Below are 19,536 nucleotides of genomic sequence, written 5' to 3'. Positions count from 1 at the left end.
AATCACTTCGCCAAACGCTTGGCGATCGCCGCGCCAAGATCGCCCGGCGACTTCACCGTGGTGACGCCCGCCTTCTCCATCGCGGCGAACTTGCCTTCGGCAGTGCCCGAACCCGCAGACGCGATCGCACCGGCGTGACCCATGCGCTTGCCCTTCGGCGCCGATGCACCGGCGATAAAACCGACCACCGGCTTGGTGACATGCTTGGCGATGTACTCGGCCGCTTCTTCTTCGGCGCTGCCACCGATTTCGCCGACCATGATGATGCCTTCGGTCTGCGGATCTTCCTGGAACAGCTTCAGCGCGTCGATGAAGTTGGTTCCATTGATCGGATCGCCACCGATGCCGATACAGGTCGACTGGCCGAGGCCGGCATCCGTCGTCTGCTTCACCGCTTCATAGGTCAGCGTGCCCGAACGCGAGACGATGCCGATCTTGCCCGGCATGTGGATGTGGCCCGGCATGATGCCGATCTTGCACTCGCCGGGGGTGATCACGCCTGGGCAGTTCGGCCCGATCAGGCGCGCATCCGGCGTGTTCTTCAGCACGTTCTTGACGCGCATCATGTCGAGCACCGGGATGCCTTCGGTGATGCACACGATCACCTTGATGCCGGCAGCAGCGGCTTCCATGATCGCGTCGGCGGCGAACGGCGGCGGCACGTAGATCACCGACGCATCGGCGCCGGTTTTCGCGACGGCTTCCTGCATGGTATCGAACACCGGCAGGCCGAGGTGTTCGGTTCCACCCTTGCCCGGCGTCACGCCACCGACCACCTTGGTGCCGTAATCGAGCATCTGTTGCGCGTGGAAGGTGCCCTGCGAGCCGGTGAAGCCCTGCACCAGCACCTTCGTGTTCTTGTTGATCAAGACTGACATGTCGTTTTCCTTGAAGGTGGGATCAGGCAGCGTTCTTGACGGCTTCAACCGCCTTCTTCGCGCCATCGTTGATGTCGTCGGCCGGAATGATCGCCAGGCCGGAGTTCTTCAGCAGTTCCTTGCCGGCATCGACATTCGTGCCTTCAAGACGCACGATCACCGGCACCTTGACGCCCACTTCCTTGACCGCAGCGATGATGCCTTCCGCGATCATGTCGCAGCGGACGATGCCGCCGAAGATGTTGACGAAGATCGCCTTCACCGTCGGCGAGCGCAGGATCAACTTGAACGCCTCGGTGACTTTCTCCTTGTTGGCGCCGCCACCGACATCGAGGAAGTTGGCCGGCGAACCACCGTTGAGCGAAATCACGTCCATCGTCGCCATCGCCAGGCCGGCGCCGTTGACCATGCAACCGATATTGCCTTCCATGGTCACGTAGTTGAGGTCGTACTTCGAGGCCAGCACTTCGGTCTCGTCTTCCTGGCGCACGTCGCGCATCGCGACGAGTTCGGGATGACGGAAGTTGGCGTTGTCGTCGGAATTGATCTTGCCGTCGAGCACGGCCAGGTTGCCGTCGTCGAGGATCGCCAGCGGGTTCAATTCGACCAGCGCCAGGTCCTTGTCGTTGAACAGCTTGTAGAGGCCGAGCATGATCTTGGTCAGCTGGCCGGCCTGCTTGGCGTTCAGGCCGAGCGCGAAGGCGAGATCGCGGCACTGGTACGGCTGCAAACCTTCAACGTAGTTCACGTGCAAGGACTTGATCGCCTCGGGCTTCTCGTGGGCGACCTGCTCGATGTCCATGCCGCCTTCCGCCGACGCGATGAAGGTGACGGTCTGGGTGGCGCGATCGACCAGCACCGACAGGTACAGCTCCTTGTCGATATTGGTGGCCTGGGTGATCAGCACGCTGTCGACCGGCAGCTCGACGCCGGCGGTCTGGTAGGTCGCCATCCTGGTGCCGAGCATCGCCTTGGCGTACTGCTTCACCTCATCCAGGGTCTTGGCCAGCTTGACGCCGCCAGCCTTCCCGCGGCCGCCCGCGTGGATCTGGGCTTTCACCACCCAGAAATCGCCGCCGATGGCCTTGGCAGCGGTCACCGCCTCGTCTGGGGAATAGGCCACCTGGCCCTTGGGGACGGCAATGCCGTAGTCGCCGAACAATTGTTTGGCCTGGTACTCGTGGAAATTCATGGCGCACCGGTAGTCGGAAGGGGAGACGGACCGCGGCAGGGGGCCGGGCCAGCCCCCTATTGTCGCGCAGATGTCGCACTGCGGCAAAACCGGGGCCGACGGCCGCCCGATACACTCGCCCGGACCCAAGGAGATCCCGTGCCCCCGACCCGATCCATCCAGCGCTTCGCCGACAGCACCGTCCAGCGTGAACTGCGTGCCTACGCCATCTATCGCTCATTCGCCGCGGCGATGATCGCTGCCATGGCGATGGGCATCGGTGGCCACTGGCTGGGTGATATCGACAACGCCGGGCTGATCGCGTGGATCTGTTGCGCCTACCTCGGCTGCGCGCTGGTCCTGTTGCTGCTCACGCGCTCGCGGCTGCGCGTCGCCCCGCAGATCGCCCTCGGCACCCTGCTCGACGTTTTCTTCGCCAATGCGGCGATCAACGTGATCCCGCAGGCGACGCCCGTGATCGCGATCATGCTCATCCTCAACGTCGCGGCGGCCTCGTTGCTGTTGTCGCTGATGTTCGGGTTGATCACCGCGGCACTCGCCACCCTCACCTTCCTTGCCCCGCTGATCTGGCGCGAATTGTTCGGCGAAGCGTGGGATCACCCGTGGATCGAACCGCTGATTTTCGGTGCCAGTTATTTCGCCATCGCCTGGCTGACGCACGTGATGGGCCAGCGCATGGTGCGCGGCGAAACCGAAGCCAGCCGCCGTGGCGAGGAAGTCGCCGATCTCGCCGCACTCAACGAACTGATCATCCGGCGCATGCCGACCGGCGTGGTGATCGTCGAACGCGATGGACTGATCCGCCTCGCCAACGAAGCCGCACTCGCCCTGCTCGGCGAAGCAGGCGACGGCCATCGCCCGATCGGACTGGCATCACCAGAACTGGCGCAACGCCTGCGCGATTGGCAGGGCGACGGCGCGATCAACCTGCAACCGATGCGCATGGGAACCGACCAGGCGGAAATCCTCCCCCAATTCCTGCGCCTGCATGCCGGTGGCGATGAAGTGCTGGTCTTCCTCGATGACACCTCGCAGGCGTCGCGGCGCGCCGAAGGCATCACCCTTGCCGCGCTGGGACGCTTCTCCGCCAGCCTCGCCCACGAAATCCGCAACCCGCTTTCCGCCATCAGTTATTCCACGCAATTGCTGGAGGAATCCGACGATCTCACCGCGATGGACCGCAAGATGCTGGAAATCGTGCGCCAGCAGACCACGCGCATGAACGGCATCGTCGAAAGCGTGCTGAGCATGGCCCGGCGCGAACGCGCCAACCCGCAGGCGATCGACCTGCGCAGCGTCACCGAAGAATTCGCCGAGGAATACCGCCGCAGCTATCCGCTCGATGCCGACACCCTGGAAGTGGTGGTGCCAAAGGACGAAGCCCCGGCGCTGGCCGATCCCAAGCACGTCCACCAGATCCTGCTGGTGCTGGTCAGCAATGCGCGCTATTACGGCCGCATGCCCGGCGAACCGGCGCGCATCACCCTGTGCGTGCGCCATGAAGCCCACCAGCCCGCGATCGATGTCATGGACACCGGCCCCGGGATTGCGGAAGCGGACGAACGCAACCTGTTCCGCCCGTTCTTCACCACCTCGGAACACGGCACCGGCCTCGGCCTGCACATCGCCCGCGAACTGGCGCACGCCAACCAGGGCGAACTCAGCTACCTGCGCCTGCCCTTCGGCAGCTGCTTCCGCCTGCGCCTGCCCGGCGCCACCGCTGCCGCCAACCACGACGCAGGTGTCGCGCTAAACTGATCCTTCCCCCGAGACAATCCGAATTCACGCATGGCGGACACGCAAAGCGCACTTGTGGTCGATGACGAGCGCGACATCCGCGAATTGCTGGTGGTCACCCTGACGCGGATGGGCTTGCGCGTGGAGACCGCTGCCACCGTGTCCGCCGCCCGGTCGCAACTGGCCAGCCACGAGTTCGACTTCTGCCTCACCGACATGCGCCTGCCCGATGGCTCGGGCATGGACCTGATCACCCATATCGCGGCCACGCATCCGGGCACGCCGGTGGCGATGATCACCGCGTTCGGCAATGTCGAAGCCGCGGTGGAAGCGCTCAAGCGCGGCGCCTTCGACTTCGTCAGCAAGCCGGTCGATCTCCATATCCTGCGCGAACTGGTGCGCAACGCATTGCGGCTGCGCTCCGAACGCGAAACCGCACACGCCCAATCCCCGGCCGGGCGCATGCTCGGACAGTCGCCGGCGATGCAGGCACTGCGCCAGACCATCGACAAGGTCGCGCGCAGCCAGGCGCCGGTCTACATCCATGGCGAGTCGGGATCGGGCAAGGAACTGGTCGCCCGCACCATCCACCAGAGCGGCCCGCGCGCCAATGGCAGCTTCGTGCCGGTCAACTGCGGCGCGATTCCCGCCGAACTGATGGAAAGCGAATTCTTCGGCCACAGGAAAGGCAGCTTCACCGGCGCCCACGCCGACAAGGAAGGCCTGTTCCAGGCGGCCAACGGCGGCACCCTGTTCCTCGACGAAGTCGCCGAACTGCCGCTGGCGATGCAGGTGAAACTGCTGCGCGCCATCCAGGAAAAATCAGTGCGGCCGGTCGGCGGCCAAGCCGAGCAACAGGTAGACGTGCGCATCCTCTCCGCCACCCACAAGGATCTGGCGACCCTGGTCGAACAGGGTGGCTTCCGCCACGACCTGTACTACCGCATCAACGTGATCGAACTGCGCGTCCCGCCCCTGCGCGAACGCAGCGACGACCTGCCGATCCTGTGCAATGCCATCCTCGCCAGACTGGCGGAACGCCACGGCCTCGCCACGCCGCCGTCGTTATCCGATGACGCCCTCGCCGCCCTGCGCGATTACCCCTTCCCCGGCAACATCCGCGAACTGGAAAACACCCTGGAACGCGCGATGACCCTCGCCGACGGCGAACTGATCCACGCCAGCGACCTGCGTTTGCCGCAGGGTGCGGTGGTGGCTGCGTCTGTTCCCGCTCCCGAGCCGCAAGCAGTCGCCGCACCCGCAACGACGACGGTGTCCGCACCGATGGATGTCGCCGCGCCCAGCGCCAATGGCGACCTCACCGGCGCCATGGAGCAACTGGAACGCGCCGCCATCGAAAAAGCCCTGCTGGAAAACCGCTACAACAAGACCAAGACAGCAGCCGCGCTCGGCATCACTTTCCGGGCATTGCGCTACAAGTTGAAGAAGCTGGGGATGGAGTAACTCGGCCAGCAATGGCCTGACCAATCGTGACATTTCACGTCACATTCACCTTCATGAAGGCGGCAAAGTGACGTTCTTCGCACTACCAACCGAGATTCATCAATGAGTTAGCGGGGATTGACGTTTGGCACATCCCCTGCTTCACTCTTCCGGCACGTGTCCTGTCGTCAGGCTCCAAAGGACTTGGATCCCCCGGCCCGGCCGCACGTGGCACATGAACAATCACTCCATGGGGATTATCCAAATGAAGAAGCAGCAAGGCTTTACCCTGATCGAACTGATGATCGTCGTTGCGATCATCGCCATCCTGGCCGCCATCGCGCTGCCGGCTTACAACAATTACCGCATCAAGTCAGCCGAAGGCGCTTGCCAGGCCGAAGCCAAGGCCTACATGAACTCGGCCGTGGCTGCGGTGATGTCGAACCTGACCCCCGTCCCGGCTTCTCCGGGCAAGGCTTGCAACGGCACCATGACGCTGACCGCCGCCCAGGTGAGCACGAACCAATCTGTTACGTTCTCCCCGCAGAAGCCGGGTAGTAAGAGCACCCACTGTGATACCGCTACCGCTACTTGCGGTGCCCCGCACTGATTCGCGATAAAGCATCGTCAAAAAAGCCCCTCGTAAGAGGGGCTTTTCTATTGCCCAAGGCAACCGTTTGTCTGAAACGCACCGCCGCCCGCGCTACAGCCATTGACGATCAGTATTGCGCCTGCTTGACTCGTCAAACACATGCCTGCGGCTGGACCATGGACCCGCCCTCTCCTGTGGTTCAGAGCATGTGCTGCTAGAAACATCCACTCCATGGGGATTATCCAAATGAAGAAGCAGCAAGGCTTTACCCTGATCGAACTGATGATCGTCGTTGCGATCATCGCCATCCTGGCCGCCATCGCGCTGCCGGCTTACAACAATTACCGCATCAAGTCAGCCGAAGGCGCTTGCCAGGCCGAAGCCAAGGCCTACATGAACTCGGCCGTGGCTGCGGTGATGTCGAACCTGACCCCCGTCCCGGCTTCTCCGGGCAAGGCTTGCAACGGCACCATGACGCTGACCGCCGCCCAGGTGAGCACGAACCAATCTGTTACGTTCTCCCCGCAGAAGCCGGGTAGTAAGAGCACTTACTGCGATTCTGCTACGGCAACATGCGGCGCCCCGCATTAAAACGGGCCGCCAAGCGCCCCCAGAAAGCCCTTCTAAACGAAGGGCTTTTTATCTTGGAGCGTTGGCCCGAAACTTGCTAGGTCAAGTTATGGGGCAATCATTATCAGGAAATATGGCCATGGCCAAGACCGAACGCGGCTTCACGCTGATCGAACTGATGATCGTGGTGGCCATCATCGCTATCCTGGCGGCCATCGCACTGCCAGCCTATAACAACTACCGAATCAAATCAGCCAACAACGCCTGTCTGATGGAAATGAAGAATTACGCCAACTTCTCTCTGGCCACGATGTATAACGGCAGCCCCCCTCCCGCTCCACCCACAAAGGCCTGCAGCGCTACGGATACCGCCACCAACTTCAGCACCCCGATTACTGGCACGCCCCAAGCGCCGGGCAACAAGCAGATAACCTGCACCATGCAGAACGGCAATTGCACCGTAGCGCCCTGATCCACTTCACTCGCGATCCGGGCGCCGCGCCGCAATATGCAGCCGGGGGATCTATCAAAAACATGGCGATCGCCGATAATCGACCAGTCGACTGATCGCCCCCCTCTCATGACCTTCTCTAACCGTCGGTTTTTGCTTGCCAGCGCGATCTGCGCAGTACTGGCGAGTCTGCCATTCTTTTTAGGCCTTAATGGCGGCTTTGTATTTGATGATGAGCCGAACATCATCAATAACCCAGGAATCCAGCTTGCATCACTAAGCGCCAACTCTTTGCTCCAAGTATTGTTTGGGCTTCAGCCAGGTGGCGCCACACGCATTCTACCGACCCTGAGTTTTGCGCTGGATTATTGGCGCAGTGGCGGGCTTGATCCCGTCGCATTCAAAACTACAAACATTGCCATCCATGCCGTGACAACGTTCGTGCTGGCGTGGTTTTTCAGCAATTTGCTACTGGCAGCCAATACCGCTCCAAAGCACGCTCGATTGATCGCTGTAGTGCTAACACTTGCATGGGCGTTACACCCTCTGCAAGTTTCATCGGTGCTGTATGTCGTGCAGCGTATGCAGACGATGGCTACCTTGTTCTTGGTGTTGGCATTGCTGACCTACCTCAAGGCAAGGCAAACCCAAATCGAAGGCCGGTCGGGCCGCACTGGCTGGATGTTATCCAGTTTGTTCTGGGCATTGGCCTTCGGCTGTAAGGAAGATGCCATTCTCTTGCCTGTCTATACTCTGGCGCTGGAATTGACAGTTCTACGTTTCCGTGCTGAAAACCCTGAGCTTTCCCGCAGGCTGCGCACGGGTTATGCATTCATGACCGCAGGAGGTGCCGCGCTCTTCCTGTTAGTCGCCATACCGCATTACTGGTCTCGAGGACCTTACCCTGGACGGGATTTCTCCACCATCGAGCGGTTGCTGACCCAAGGGCGAGTGCTGTGCATGTATTTATGGGAGATCATTCTTCCTTTGCCGCAGCACATGCCTTTCTACTACGACTGGATCGAGCCATCGCGTAGCCTGCTGCACCCTGCAAGCACTCTCCCCTCGCTCCTGGTCGTGGCAGCACTTCTAGTGTTGGCCTGGCGCTTACGCATACAACGGTCGCTATTCGCGTTTGGTATTTTCATATTTTTCTCTGGTCAATTTCTCACCAGCAATATAGCTAATCTTGAACTGGCGTTCGAACACCGCAACCACTTCCCGTTGATCGGTGTTGTTCTGGCCGTGGGCGATCTGGTTATGCTGATCACTCAGCGTCTGCGCGTTCGAACTCCACTTGCCATTGGCACATGCATTCTCTTGCTGGCGCTATTGAGTGCCGCCACTTCGGTACGCGCACGCATCTGGGATAGCCCACTGGGACTTGCACAGAGAAGCACGGAATTCGCTCCACGTTCGGCTCGTGCATGGAACTCGTTATGCCTATATTTCTATCAATTAGGCGGAGGAAAGGCCGCAGGAAACCCTTACCTCAGCAAGGCAATTGATATCTGCGGCAAGGGCGCTGAGGCTGCCCCCTATTCTGTCACCAGCCTGACCAATCTCATTATCTTCAAATCGATGCGAGGCAACGCAACGCAAGCGGATTGGGATATTTTGCTAAACCGACTGCAATGGGTCAATTTGGGGCCTGAAAATATGCGAACTGCTTCGGTTCTGATGAACAATGTCAGCCAAGGTGTGGCATTGAACGACGACGGGGTTCTCGGAGCGCTTGATATCATTTCCAGGAGAATGCCGCTTGGCCCCAATGAAATGGCCTCGATTGGCACCTTCATCCTGACCCAAACCCGCCAGCCAGAACGAGCCTATCCCTACTTCGAGAGATCCATACAACTTTTCTCGCCGCACGGCCCTGGATCCCGCGAAATTATTGCCCGGCTGAAAACAGCGGGAAGGATTGAGTGGGTAACCAAGCTGGAGAAAATGGACGACCAAAGAGGTAGCCCGCAAGCGCATTGATATGTTCCTGCTAACGCGCGTACCCCCATCCAAGGATTCATCCATGATGAAAGCGGTCATACTTGCCGGCGGCCTAGGCACACGACTCAGTGAAGAAACCGTAGTGCGCCCGAAACCGATGATCGAAATCGGCGGCATGCCAGTGCTCTGGCACATCCTCAAGATCTATTCGCATTACGGCATCAATGATTTCATCATCTGCCTTGGTTACAAGGGTTACGTGATCAAGGAGTATTTCGCCAACTATTTTCTGCACATGTCCGACGTCACCTTCGACATGTCCACGAATAAATTGGAGGTGCACCAAAAGCACGCCGAGCCTTGGCGCGTCACCTTGGTGGACACCGGCAACGAAACACAGACCGGTGGCCGCCTCAAGCGCGTTGCCGATTATCTCGATGGTGATTCATTCTTCTTTACGTACGGCGATGGCTTGGCCGACATCAACATCCATGCGGAACTCGCCTTCCATCGGGAAAAAGGCACGCTGGCGACAATGTGTGCCGCGCAACCACCGGGGCGATTTGGCGCCATAGATATCAAAGATCATCGCATCACACGTTTCGAGGAAAAGCCTGCGGGTGATGGCACCTGGATCAATGGCGGGTACTTCATCCTGGAGCCGGGAGCGCTCGACTACATCGAGAGCGACGCGATGATCTGGGAACGCGAGCCATTGGAGCGCTTGGCCAAAGATGAACAGCTGTCTGCATACGTGCATCGCGGATTCTGGCAACCCATGGACACCTTGCGCGACAAGTTGAAGCTGGAGGAACTCTGGCAATCCGGAAGGGCCCCGTGGAAGGTATGGCCCTGAACCTGTTCAACGGCATTTACGCTGATCGGCGTGTGCTGGTGACGGGCCACACGGGCTTCAAAGGCTCGTGGCTTGTGCTGTGGTTACGTGCACTGGGCGCGCAGGTTGCAGGACTGGCCCTCGATCCGGATACACACCCCTCGCATTGGTCGCTCCTTGCACTTGGGGATGTAACTGACTACCGGGTGGACTTGCGAGATGCGCAGGCCGTTCGCGGCGTACTGGATGCATACAACCCGGAGATCGTCTTTCACCTGGCAGCACAACCGCTGGTCCGTCGTAGCTACCGTGATCCCGCGACGACATTCGCTTCGAACGTGATGGGCCTGGTCAATTTGTTCGAAGCCGCTCGCACGTGTCCGTCGGTGCGCGTACTGATCAACGCGACCACTGACAAAGTCTACGCCGAGCACGCCAGCCACGAAAGCTACCGCGAAACCGATCCATTGGGTGGGCACGATCCTTACAGCAGCTCGAAGGCCTGCGCGGAACTGGTGTCGGACTGTTACCGCAAGAGTTTCTTCGGCACGACCCATTCCGACGTGCACGTTGCCACGGCGCGTGCCGGCAACGTGATCGGTGGCGGCGACTGGGCCGAGGACCGATTGGTTCCCGATCTGGAGCGCGCCATCAGCTCCGGACAGCCATTGCAGATACGGAGCCCGTTCGCCATCCGTCCCTGGCAACACGTGCTGGAGCCACTCTCCGGCTACCTGCGCCTGGCGCAGTGCCTCTGGAACGACGGCAGCCTTGCCGGTGCCTGGAATTTCGGGCCCGGTCCTGCCGGGGAAATCAGCGTCCAGTCACTGATCGAAGGACTGGCAACGCAATCGAACACCATCAGCATCCAGCCCGATGGCGGCACGCATCCGCACGAAGCCGCCACCCTGCGACTCAATGTCGGTAAAGCTCATCAACTACTGGCATGGCGACCGGTTTGGGACATTGAGGTCGCGTTGGCCCGGACTGCCGCGTGGTACCACGATTTCCGCGATTTCGGCAACGTGAATAGTGCGAACGATTTAGCTGCTTATATCGATGACGCCTGCAAACTCGGTCTGGAGTGGGGGTCGTGAAATACCAACGCACCGCGCTTGCGGGTCTGTTCGAAATCCAGCACACCCCGATCGGCGATGCTCGCGGACGCTTCACACGACTGTTCTGCGAAAAGGAACTTGCCGCCATTCGCCCTGACCTGCACTTCACCCAGATCAATCTCTCTGAAACACGGGGTCGAGGCACCCTCCGCGGCTTGCATTACCAGACGCCGCCCGCCGCGGAAGCCAAGCTGATTCGCTGCTTACGCGGACGCGCGTTCGACGTGGCTGTAGACTTGCGCGCAGAATCGCCCACGTTCCTCCATTGGCATGCTGTGGAACTCAGTGAAGACAATGGCCGTGCCGTCTTCATCCCCGAGGGTTTCGCCCACGGGTTCCAAGCACTCTCAGACGAAGTCGACCTGTTGTACATGCACACTGCACCGTGGACACCGGCGTGCGAAGCCGGCATCTGCCATAACGATCCGCGCTTGTCGATCGCCTGGCCGCTTCCAGCAACCGGGCTATCTACGCGCGATCGTGGCTATACACCAATCGATGACGGCTTCGCGGGAGTGCGGCCATGAAGTGCCGCTTCTGCGACTCCCCATTGCACGACGTGTTCCTGGACTTGGGTAGCGCACCCCCTTCCAACGCTTTCCTGCGCGTCGACGAACTCAATGCCCCCGAGGCGTGGTTTCCCCTCAAACTCCACGTCTGCAACCAATGTCATCTCGTGCAAGTGGACGAAGTGCAAAAACACGATGCGCTGTTCTCCAGTGACTACGTGTACTTCTCTTCCTATTCGCGCAGTTGGCTCGACCATGCCGAACGCTACGTGGCGCAAGCGGTCGAGCGGCTAGACATCACCCCACATAGCCTGGTGGTGGAGATCGCCTCCAACGACGGCTACCTGTTGCAATACGTCAAGGCACGTGGCATCCCTTGCATCGGAATCGAACCCACCGCCAGTACGGCAGCAGTAGCGCGCGAGCGCAGTATCGAGACACTGGAACAGTTCTTCGGCCAACATTCCGCACAGGAATTCACGGCATCCCGGGGCAACGCGGACCTCATTATCGCCAACAACGTGCTGGCCCATGTCCCCAACCTCAACGATTTCGTTGCCGGCCTCGCCACAATGCTTGCGCCCGAAGGCAACATCACGATCGAGTTCCCGCACTTAATGCAATTGATGACGAAACGTCAGTTCGACACCGTCTATCACGAGCATTTCTCGTATTTCTCGTTCCACACGGTACAGCGCGTCCTCGCCATGCACGGCGTGCGTATCTGGGACGTAGAGGAACTTCCTACGCATGGCGGCTCACTGCGCATATGGGCTTGCCACGCAGGGGCCGCGAACCATGAGACCACCGCAGTCGGCACTTTGCTGGCCCGGGAGCGCGCCTCTGGCATGCTGGACATGTCCTACTACCAAGACTTCCAGCGTACAGCCAACGAAATCAAGAACGACTTCCTCTCCTTTCTGTTGGACTGCAAGCGCAACGGGAAATCGGTGATCGGCTACGGCGCGGCGGCGAAGGGCAACACACTGCTCAATTACGCCGGCGTGCGCCCGGATCTGCTGACCTATGTCGTGGATGCATCACCACACAAGCAAGGTCGCTACTTGCCCGGATCGCGCATCCCGGTCGTCACCGAAACACGGATACGCGAAACCCGTCCCGACTACGTGGTAGTCCTGCCTTGGAATCTACGCGACGAAATCACCATGCAACTTGCATACATTCGCGAATGGCGCGGGAAATTCGTCACTGCAGTGCCGAAACTGGAAGTGTCATGAACTCCGAAGGTCCGAACAGTCGCATCTACTACACCAAGCCGTCGATCACCGGCCTAGAAATACGCTACGCCAACGACGCCGTCTCCAACGGCTGGGGCGAGCGCTGCTACGAATACATCGAACGCTTTGAACAATTGTTCGCGCAACATCTCGGTGTGCGCCATGCCATCGCCACCTCCAGCGCCACCGGCGCCCTGCACATGGGTATGGCTGGTCTAGGTATCGGTCCCGGCGACGAGGTAATTATCGCCGACATCAACTGGATCGCCTCCGCCGCCCCCATCGTCCACCTTGGCGCAAAACCAGTGCTGGTGGACGTGTCGCGAGACACTTGGTGCCTCGACCCATCCGCCGTCGAAGCCGCTATCACGCCACGGACCAAGGCGATCCTCGCCGTCCACCTCTACGGCAATCTCTGTGACATGGATGCGCTCTCCGCCATTGCCGAGAAACACGGACTGCACCTTATCGAAGACGCCGCCGAAGCCATCGGATCCGTCTGGCATGGTCGGCGCGCAGGATCGATGGGCGCATTCGGCGCATTCTCGTTCCACGGCACCAAGACCATAACCACCGGTGAAGGTGGCATCTTCGTCACCAATGACGATGCCTTGTACGCACGCGTCCTCACCCTGTCGAACCACGGCCGCGCAAGGGGCGAAAACCGGCAATTTTGGCCAGAACGCATTGGCTTCAAGTACAAGATGTCGAACGTTCAGGCGGCGATCGGATGCGCCCAGATGGAGCGCATTGATGAACTAGTCGCCGGCAAACGCCGAGTGTTCGAGAGCTACCGCGCTGCGCTTTCAGGATTGCCGCTGCGCATGAATCCGGAACCTGTCGGTACGGTCAACGGCTACTGGATGCCGACCTTCGTTGTTGATGGGGGAATACCATTCAACCGGGAAGAATTGCTCGCCGCATTCATGGCAGACAACATCGATGGACGGGTGTTTTTCTGGCCGTTGTCCAGCCTTCCTGCATTCGAGTCGCGCCCGCAACACACCGAAAGTCTTTCGTTGTCGGCACGTGCACTCAACCTTCCCAGCTACCATGACCTCACAGATGCGGAGATCGCACGCGTTGCCCGTCATGTAGTCGATCACCTTGGTAGGAGGCCGCGATGAGTTCAGTGCCCCTTTCAGCCGAGCAGATCGAGTCGTTCTGGCGCGACGGCGTATTGGTCGTGCGCGGCTTCTATGACATGGCCATACAATTGCTGCCAATCCAGCGCGGCATCCACCAGGTGATCGGCCAGGTAATGCTGCGCCACGGTCTCAGCGATAACCGCACGCAGTTTAGCGCGGATGATTTCGACGACGGGTACGAAATGCTGATCGGTACCGATCGGTCGTGGGGCGGTGAGGTTTATGATGCCGTCAAGCAGATTCCGGCCTTTATGCGACTGCTCGCCGACCCGCGCCATGAGCAGATCTTCACGCAACTACGCCCCGATTCGGTACCTGCGATCGCCTCTGGCGGCTACGGCATCCGGATCGACAATCCGGCAGAAGATCGTTTTCGCGCCGAGTGGCACCAGGAGTATCCGGCACAACTGCGCAGTCTCGACGGGCTGGTGTTCTGGAGCCCATTGCGCATGGTGACGGAAGAATTCGGTCCGGTGCGCTTCTGTCCTACCTCCCACTCTGGCGGGCTGATCCCGGTACTGACCCAACCGGAACCAAGCAGTGAACGCAGCGGCGCATACGCATTGCGACTGGAGAATGAAGCGCAAGTCGTCGGGCGCTATCCTCAAGCCGCGCCACTCACCATGCCTGGCGACTTGGTGTTGATCGACTTCCTTACGCTACATGCGTCCGGTTACAACCAAAGTACGCGCCCGCGCTGGTCCATGCAGTTCCGTTACTTCAATTTCAATGATCCGACCGGTCGCGCGCATGGCTGGAAAGGCTCGTTCGCCTCCGGCGTGGATTTTCGCCGAATACACCCCGAACTGTGCGCCGATTGATGACGACATCCGCAGCCAACATTTGTAACGTATGCCGCGCGCCACTTGGCGAGGCGCTGTACCGCTCTGCGGACGGCCAGACGCTGACATCGTTGTGCCGCCTGCACTCCTCCACCACCGAGGTGTTCGCATGCACGAGCTGCGGGCATCTGCAGACGCGTGCAATCGAAGGTATCGACGCCTTCTACGACAACGAATACGACATCTTGGTCGATAGCGAGGAAGAAGACCAGATCTACGAGATGCGTGACGGTGCGCCGACATACCGCACGACGCACCAGGTCCGAGTGCTTCGCGACATGCTGGGCGATATCGCATCTCCGATGCTGTTGCTCGACTACGGATGCGCCAAGGGTTCAACCATTCGCACGTTATGCGCACAAGAGCCCGGCATCGTGCCGCACCTGTATGACGTCAGCGCGCGTTACGAACCATTCTGGGACAAGTTTTCCCAGCGTGGGAACTGGGCGATCAAGTACACTCCCGCGAATTGGATGGGGCGCTTCGACCTAGTTACCTCGTTCTTCTCACTTGAGCACATCCCGGCGGTTGCCGACACGCTGCGTCATATCGCCTCTCTAATGCGCCCGGGTGGTCGCTTCTACGCAGTAGTGCCGAATGTGATGACGAATGTCGCCGACTTCGTGGTTGTCGATCACTGCAACCACTTCACTGTGTCATCGCTCGAGCGCCTTCTTGCGGATGCGGGACTGGTCGCCGAGCGCATCGATGACACGGCACATCGCGGTGCACTCGTGCTGGTGGCACAGAAACCGATAAGCGACACAGTCATCAGGATGTCTACCGACTACGCTGGAATCGAACGTGTCTGCAGTCAGCTTTCCGGCCTCGCCAACTTCTGGGGTAGCGCTTCCAGGCGCGTGCGTGAATTCGAGCACGCCCTGCCAGAACGGAAGCAAGTGGCGATCTACGGTGCAGGATTCTATGGGGCGTTTCTGCGCATAAGCCTGGCCGATCCGGAACGCGTCGCATGCCATCTGGACAACAACCCGTTCCTGCACGGTAAATTCTTCAACCAAAAACCGGTATTGCCACCCGCGCAGTTGCCTGCCGATCTAAACACGGTATTGATCGGCCTTAATCCGGCGCACGCACGCCACATCGTCGCGGACATCCCGGCATTGGCTCGCCCTGACCTGAAATTTTTCTTCCTATGATCGGCCCGGCGCTTGAGGGCGTTACGGTGCGACTGCGTGGCTGGCGCGAAGCTGACTTGCCGGTATTGTCGATACTGCGCAGTGACGTGGATCTACAGGCAAAGCTGATGGCGCGCGCCCGGCCGAACCCCATTGAACGCGTACGCGAATGGCTAGTAGAGCGCGCGGCTCAGCCCGATCTTCTGCTGTACGTCATCGCTAGCCGCGCCGACGACTCAATGCTCGGCTATGTGCAGGCCGCGGCCATGGACGTGTTCCAAGGTCACTGCGAGCTCGGCATCTGCCTGTCCCCCCTTGCACAAGGCCACGGCATCGCCACCGCGGCACTCGATCTTCTTCATACACACTTGGGTGATCAATACGGTCTGCGCAAGATCGGCTTGCGGGTACGTGCGGACAACGCACGCGCGATCGCCTTCTATCGCCGCGAGGGTTACCTCGAGGTTGGGCGCCTTGCTGGCCACTACCGCGAACGAGATGCATATATCGATATCATCCTGATGGAGCGATTGTTGCGTAGGGCGGCAATCAGACCGATTTCGCCAACATGAAAGTCGTGATCTCACAGCCAATGCTGTTCCCATGGGTCGGCTTGCTGGAGCAGGTGCGCCTGGCAGACGTTTATGTGAACTACACGGATGTGCAGTTCTCCAAGGGGAGCTTCGTCAATCGTGTTCAGGTCAAGACCGCGAACGGGTCGCGCTGGATGACGGTGCCACTTGCCGACCTGCACTTGGGACAACGCATCGACCAAGTGCGCCCTAGCGACAAGCGCCCTTGGCGCGAGGAGCACTTGGCGTTGCTAGCGGATGCCTACACAGATGCACCGTACCGCGATGCAATGCTTGATTTGGTGCGCGGTGTGTACGCGCATGATTACGCCGACATCGGTGCACTCGCTACCGCGTCCCTGCTGGCACTGTGTGAATATTTCGACCTCGACCGCGATTGCCGCTTCGTCGATATCGACGAACTCGGAATCGGTGACAGCGGCAGCACGCGGGTACTCAAGATCGTGCGCTCGCTCGGCGGTACCCGCTACATTACCGGTCACGGTGCTGCCCGCTACCTCGACCACGCGGCGTTCGATCGCACCGGTATCGCTGTGGAGTATATGGACTACACGAAGGCGCCCTATCCGCAGCTGCACGGCGAGTTCACCCCATTCGTATCCGCACTGGACCTAATTGCGAACACCGGCTCTCATGGCAAAAAATTCATCTGCCCGCGCATCACTCCCTGGAAGGACTTTCCCACCCATGAACGAAACCGAGCGATTTCAGACTGAAGTTGCCGGCAACATTGCCGGCCTGAAGCGGGACATCGACGTGCAGGCGCTTTCGCGTATCTGGTTGCGCGAGATTACCCAGCATAAGTACGCCTACAATTTTCGCTGGCTCGGTCGGCCGGTTATCCAATTCCCCCAAGACATGGCAGCTTTGCAGGAGCTGATATGGGACGTACGGCCAGATCTGATCATTGAAACCGGCATCGCCCACGGCGGCTCACTCATGCTCAGCGCCTCGCTACTGGCACTTCTGGATTACTGCGAAGCGGCTGAGACAGGCGCCCTTCTCGACCCGCACACACCAAAACGCAAGGTGCTGGGCATCGACATAGACATTCGCCGCCACAACCGTGAGGCGATCGAGGCCCATCCAATGGCTACGCGGATCGAGATGATCGAAGGCTCGTCAATTGACGCCGATGTCGTGCAGCGCGTGCGGGAACGCGCTGCCGGGAAACGCGTGTTGGTGCTTCTCGACTCCAACCACACCCACGACCACGTGCTCGCTGAGCTGGAGGCTTATGCACCATTGGTCGGACCGGGCAGTTATTGCGTGGTGTACGACACATTGATCGAGGACATGCCGGACAATCTCATCCAGGACCGACCATGGGGCCGAGGTGACAACCCCAAGACGGCCGTGCGTGAGTTCCTTTCCCACAACCGGAACTTCGAAGTGGACGAGGACATCGAGGCCAAGCTGCTGATCACGGTCGCGCCAGGCGGTTACCTGAGGCGCGTCGCTGATGGCGACTGAGTCGGACATTGATGGATCCGGTGAACAAGATCTGCCGCTGGTATCCATCGGGCTGTTCGCATACAACGAAGCGCGCTTCCTGCGCAGGACGCTGGATAGCCTGCTGGCTCAGGATTACGCCAACATCGAGATCATTATTTCGGACAACTGCTCCACGGACGAAACAGAGGCAATCTGCTTGGAGTATGCGCAACGCTCCAGCTGGATCCGCTACCACCGACGGCCGCACAATGTGGGATCCGCCGCCAACTCAATCCATGTGCTGGAGCAGGCCACTGGGAAGTACTTCATGTGGGCGTCGGGGCACGATGCCTGGTCACCGGGACTAATCTCGACCTGCGTCACGTTGCTGGAGGGGCATCCCTCCTCAGCGCTGGCTTACGGTCCTGCCAGCTGGATCGACGAAGAGGATCGCGCCTGGGACAAGGAATCGGGCTGGTACGACACCCGTGGCATGCAAGCGATGCTGCGATTTTTTATGGCGTTTTGGGGCAATGCACACCCCATCCTCGGACTGATTCGCACCCGCTACCTGCATGAGCTGCCCAAGATCCATGCCTGCGTGGGAGCTGACCAGATCGTGCTTGTCGAGCTGGCATTGAAGGGGGATTTCCTGCACGCAGCAGACGCCATGTGGTGGCGACGCCAACCGCGCAAACGTGAATCACATGCGGATCGCATACGGCGTTACAAGAGCTCGGATTTCGGCCTTGCCAAGAGCTGGCTAGATCGCAGCTTGCCCCTGTTGCGGTTGCCACTGGAACAGGCGCGCGCAGTACTGCGCAGCCAACTTGGTATCGGCGAGAAAATCGCGGTGCTGATGGCGCTGGTACCAGCGTTCCTGGTGCGCTATCTGGCGGGCCGAAAAGCCTGATGCACAGCCAGCTTCCCCTACAGCTACCCAAGTCCGGTGTAACACCTGCGCTCGCTCTTGCCCGCAAGGCGCTGCGCATCGCAAAACTACTGTTCACGCCAATTGCACTTGTCTTTCTCCTCTACTTCGTATGGGAGAGCCGAGAGTCCCTATGCGAAGTACTCGCCAGAGGTAACCCGTGGCGACTGCCGATTGCCGTGCTCCTCTGGTCGTTGATGGCTCTGCTGGCACCGCTATTCGCGAGCGTGGTGTTCCGTGCAGTAGGCGGCCGTCGGTTTTCCTATCGCCAGCTTGCCACCATCCACATCGCCAATCTGCCTGCACGCTATATCCCCGGCGGGATATGGCACACAGTCGGCAGAGCCGTTGCCTTTTCCAGGCTCGGTATCGGGAAACGCGATATTGCGATATTCGTATTGTTGGAGAATGCGCTCGCCGTTGGCGTGGCATTCGCATTGGGAGGTCCGTTGGTTGCGTTGTATCGCGGACTGACAGGCTGGGGGTTGGCCGCCGCGCTTGCGGGCACTAGCGGCATACTCGGGCTAGCAATACTTCCTTGGCTGCTCAACTATCGCCTTACAACAGGACGCGGCAGCTTTCATGCACGCGACTACTTGATTTGCACTGGCATCGTGGCGGTTTCATGGTGCATCGGCGCCACTGCATTCGTGATGTTCTTGACTTCGTTTCCGGATCTAGCAGTGCATGTTTCTGCATTAGAGGCCGGCGCCACCTACCTGTTCGCATGGGGCATGGGGTTCATTGCCTTTTTTGCCCCACAAGGCATCGGAGTATTTGAGGTTGTTGCCGGAGACATGATCAGCGGCACTGGATCGCTGAAGAGTGCAGCTGCACTGCTGGCTGGATTTCGACTCGTGATCTTACTGTCGGATGCCCTTGTGTGGGGTGCGTATCAACTCGGTCGGATGATCTTGCGGCACCGGAAGTAAAGCGAACGATTAC

At 59.9% G+C, this 19,536-nt stretch carries 20 protein-coding genes; 18 read left to right on the top strand and 2 right to left on the bottom strand.

Annotated features, from left to right (window positions below; all coding sequences use genetic code 11):
- Positions 1-2: 2 nt before the first annotated feature.
- On the bottom strand, positions 3-878 hold the full coding sequence (gene sucD, locus Lysil_RS04770; protein ID WP_103074377.1) for a succinate--CoA ligase subunit alpha: 876 nt from the start codon (positions 876-878) through the stop codon (positions 3-5).
- Positions 879-900: 22 nt separating this feature from the next.
- Complete coding sequence (sucC, locus tag Lysil_RS04765; protein ID WP_103074376.1) at positions 901-2,070, bottom strand: ADP-forming succinate--CoA ligase subunit beta; 1,170 nt, start codon at positions 2,068-2,070, stop codon at positions 901-903.
- Between the two features lie 138 nt (positions 2,071-2,208).
- On the opposite strand from sucC, the gene Lysil_RS04760 reads away from it, so the two are divergent.
- The 18 genes from Lysil_RS04760 (at position 2,209) to Lysil_RS04675 (ending at position 19,523) form a co-directional block, all read left to right on the top strand.
- A complete protein-coding gene (locus Lysil_RS04760; protein WP_103074375.1) occupies positions 2,209-3,828 on the top strand; it encodes a sensor histidine kinase in 1,620 nt (539 codons plus the stop codon).
- 30 nt (positions 3,829-3,858) lie between these two features.
- On the top strand, positions 3,859-5,271 hold the full coding sequence (locus Lysil_RS04755; RefSeq protein WP_103074374.1) for a sigma-54-dependent transcriptional regulator: 1,413 nt from the start codon (positions 3,859-3,861) through the stop codon (positions 5,269-5,271).
- A 244-nt stretch (positions 5,272-5,515) separates the two neighbouring features.
- Positions 5,516-5,860, top strand: a complete 345-nt coding sequence (locus Lysil_RS13700) for a prepilin-type N-terminal cleavage/methylation domain-containing protein (protein WP_103074993.1) — start codon at positions 5,516-5,518, stop codon at positions 5,858-5,860.
- A 228-nt stretch (positions 5,861-6,088) separates the two neighbouring features.
- Entirely contained in the window at positions 6,089-6,433 is a 345-nt protein-coding gene (locus Lysil_RS13695) for a prepilin-type N-terminal cleavage/methylation domain-containing protein (RefSeq protein WP_103074992.1), read from the top strand.
- A gap of 118 nt (positions 6,434-6,551) precedes the next feature.
- Positions 6,552-6,884 (top strand): prepilin-type N-terminal cleavage/methylation domain-containing protein, encoded by a 333-nt coding sequence (locus tag Lysil_RS13690; RefSeq protein WP_103074991.1) that lies wholly within the window; start codon positions 6,552-6,554, stop codon positions 6,882-6,884.
- 108 nt (positions 6,885-6,992) lie between these two features.
- Positions 6,993-8,846, top strand: a complete 1,854-nt coding sequence (locus Lysil_RS04735) for a glycosyltransferase family protein (RefSeq protein WP_103074373.1) — start codon at positions 6,993-6,995, stop codon at positions 8,844-8,846.
- Positions 8,847-8,889: 43 nt separating this feature from the next.
- Positions 8,890-9,663, top strand: a complete 774-nt coding sequence (rfbF, locus tag Lysil_RS04730; RefSeq protein WP_425477121.1) for a glucose-1-phosphate cytidylyltransferase — start codon at positions 8,890-8,892, stop codon at positions 9,661-9,663.
- Positions 9,654-10,739, top strand: coding sequence for a CDP-glucose 4,6-dehydratase (gene rfbG, locus Lysil_RS04725; protein WP_103074372.1), 1,086 nt, complete (start codon positions 9,654-9,656; stop codon positions 10,737-10,739). Before rfbF ends, rfbG begins: the two co-directional genes overlap by 10 nt.
- Positions 10,736-11,287 (top strand): dTDP-4-dehydrorhamnose 3,5-epimerase, encoded by a 552-nt coding sequence (gene rfbC, locus Lysil_RS04720; protein ID WP_103074989.1) that lies wholly within the window; start codon positions 10,736-10,738, stop codon positions 11,285-11,287. Before rfbG ends, rfbC begins: the two co-directional genes overlap by 4 nt.
- Positions 11,284-12,507 carry a class I SAM-dependent methyltransferase gene (locus Lysil_RS04715; RefSeq protein WP_103074371.1) on the top strand — a complete coding sequence of 408 codons (1,224 nt, stop codon included), beginning with the start codon at positions 11,284-11,286 and terminating at the stop codon, positions 12,505-12,507. The genes rfbC and Lysil_RS04715 overlap by 4 nt, the downstream gene beginning before the upstream one ends.
- Positions 12,504-13,634 carry a DegT/DnrJ/EryC1/StrS family aminotransferase gene (locus Lysil_RS04710; RefSeq protein WP_103074370.1) on the top strand — a complete coding sequence of 377 codons (1,131 nt, stop codon included), beginning with the start codon at positions 12,504-12,506 and terminating at the stop codon, positions 13,632-13,634. The genes Lysil_RS04715 and Lysil_RS04710 overlap by 4 nt, the downstream gene beginning before the upstream one ends.
- Positions 13,631-14,476, top strand: a complete 846-nt coding sequence (locus tag Lysil_RS04705) for a phytanoyl-CoA dioxygenase family protein (RefSeq protein WP_205756855.1) — start codon at positions 13,631-13,633, stop codon at positions 14,474-14,476. Before Lysil_RS04710 ends, Lysil_RS04705 begins: the two co-directional genes overlap by 4 nt.
- On the top strand, positions 14,476-15,654 hold the full coding sequence (locus Lysil_RS04700) for a class I SAM-dependent methyltransferase (protein WP_103074369.1): 1,179 nt from the start codon (positions 14,476-14,478) through the stop codon (positions 15,652-15,654). The genes Lysil_RS04705 and Lysil_RS04700 overlap by 1 nt, the downstream gene beginning before the upstream one ends.
- Positions 15,651-16,205 (top strand): GNAT family N-acetyltransferase, encoded by a 555-nt coding sequence (locus tag Lysil_RS04695; protein WP_103074368.1) that lies wholly within the window; start codon positions 15,651-15,653, stop codon positions 16,203-16,205. The genes Lysil_RS04700 and Lysil_RS04695 overlap by 4 nt, the downstream gene beginning before the upstream one ends.
- Positions 16,202-16,942, top strand: coding sequence for a WbqC family protein (locus tag Lysil_RS04690; RefSeq protein ID WP_103074367.1), 741 nt, complete (start codon positions 16,202-16,204; stop codon positions 16,940-16,942). The genes Lysil_RS04695 and Lysil_RS04690 overlap by 4 nt, the downstream gene beginning before the upstream one ends.
- Entirely contained in the window at positions 16,914-17,699 is a 786-nt protein-coding gene (locus Lysil_RS04685; RefSeq protein ID WP_103074366.1) for a cephalosporin hydroxylase family protein, read from the top strand. Before Lysil_RS04690 ends, Lysil_RS04685 begins: the two co-directional genes overlap by 29 nt.
- Positions 17,689-18,573 carry a glycosyltransferase family 2 protein gene (locus Lysil_RS04680; RefSeq protein ID WP_103074365.1) on the top strand — a complete coding sequence of 295 codons (885 nt, stop codon included), beginning with the start codon at positions 17,689-17,691 and terminating at the stop codon, positions 18,571-18,573. The genes Lysil_RS04685 and Lysil_RS04680 overlap by 11 nt, the downstream gene beginning before the upstream one ends.
- Positions 18,573-19,523, top strand: a complete 951-nt coding sequence (locus Lysil_RS04675) for a hypothetical protein (RefSeq protein ID WP_103074364.1) — start codon at positions 18,573-18,575, stop codon at positions 19,521-19,523. Before Lysil_RS04680 ends, Lysil_RS04675 begins: the two co-directional genes overlap by 1 nt.
- The last annotated feature ends 13 nt before the right edge of the window (positions 19,524-19,536 follow it).

Source organism: Solilutibacter silvestris, from assembly GCF_002895945.1.
Taxonomy (GTDB): Bacteria; Pseudomonadota; Gammaproteobacteria; order Xanthomonadales; family Xanthomonadaceae; genus Solilutibacter; species Solilutibacter silvestris.
The sequence above is the reverse complement of the archived record's forward strand: the minus strand, read 5'-3'. Positions and strand labels throughout refer to the sequence as shown.